Here is a 700-nt window from a genome sequence, read left to right on the forward strand (position 1 = left end):
TTACTTCATGATACGTATGTTCCTGGTTTGGCGAAGATATATGCGAGAGCGTTATCTGAGTTTCGTCGTAAGGCTCGCAGTCACGCTCAATCTGCGAAAGAGAATGTTAATAATGATATGGGTATGATGGATTCTTCTATTCGTGGTAAATCGTCATCAGCGATTCGTGAGACGGTATCACAGCAAGTTCAACGCTTGGATTTGATTGGGCAGGAGTAGGTATGCGTAGATTTGGGTTATGGGCAAAAAAGCATTGGGAATTGTGTATTCTTATTGTTTCTATCGTGGTAAGTGTCGGTGTTATTGGTGGGGGTGTGGTGTATATGAGGTATCAGCAGAATCAAGAGCGTGAGTATATGTATTCGGTTGTTATGGGTAGCGAGGGCAGAAAACTCATCGAGGATGAGTTACGCTCTGCGGATCCGAATGCGTTAACGGATAAGGGACGTATTAAATCGTATCGTATCCTTACGGATACGATTGAGCATAATCCCATGGGCGGAATCATGGTGAATGTTGAATTGAATAGTGATGCTGAGCTTGAGATTGGTTTAGCATTTGAAAAGAATAATCCAGAGGAAGAACTTACGGTTCGTATCACAGATTTATCTGGAAAAGCTGCTGATCTTTTTCATCAACTTGGAGCTTAGGAATTGCTTATGACATCGGAGTATCTTTCTGAACGTGATCGAGTAGATAT

Annotated in this window: 2 protein-coding genes; both read left to right on the forward strand. The window is 42.0% G+C overall.

Annotated features, from left to right (window positions below; all coding sequences use genetic code 11):
* Positions 1–219, forward strand: a 219-nt coding sequence (locus EJ419_RS08300; protein WP_165496199.1) for a hypothetical protein, incomplete at its 5' end; no start/stop codon positions are given.
* Between the two features lie 2 nt (positions 220–221).
* Entirely contained in the window at positions 222–650 is a 429-nt protein-coding gene (locus tag EJ419_RS02015) for a DUF1310 family protein (protein WP_131283260.1), read from the forward strand.
* The last annotated feature ends 50 nt before the right edge of the window (positions 651–700 follow it).

Source organism: Alloscardovia theropitheci (assembly GCF_004332295.1).
In the GTDB taxonomy this organism is placed as follows: domain Bacteria; phylum Actinomycetota; class Actinomycetes; order Actinomycetales; family Bifidobacteriaceae; genus Alloscardovia; species Alloscardovia theropitheci.

Excerpts from the sequence above, each read along its gene's own strand:
- EJ419_RS02015 (WP_131283260.1), top strand. The coding sequence starts at position 222 with ATGCGTAGATTTGGGTTATGGGCAAAAAAGCATTGGGAATTGTGTATT.